The sequence below is a fragment of the Streptomyces sp. NRRL S-337 genome (assembly GCF_000720175.1).
Taxonomy (GTDB): Bacteria; Actinomycetota; Actinomycetes; order Streptomycetales; family Streptomycetaceae; genus Streptomyces; species Streptomyces siderophoricus.
In genome coordinates, this window is record NZ_JOIX01000221.1 from 1 (window position 1) to 206 (window position 206).

Below are 206 nucleotides of genomic sequence, written 5' to 3' on the forward strand. Positions count from 1 at the left end.
CTCCAGCTGGGCGCCGGCACCACCAACGCCTCCGGACAGGCCAGCGTGACCAGCAGCGCGCTGCCGACCGGGGCCAATGTCGTCGTCGCCACCGTGGTCTCCGCCAACACCACCTGCACCTGTGTCGGCGTCACCGGCACCGCAACCGTCAACGTCACGGCGGCGACCAACTGCGTGGTCACCCTCTCCTCGACCCCCGCCAACCC

General features: G+C 71.4%; 1 pseudogene. It reads left to right on the forward strand.

The features are described from left to right. Positions 1-206, forward strand: a pseudogene (locus IG62_RS42895) (Ig-like domain repeat protein); the annotation flags it as partial.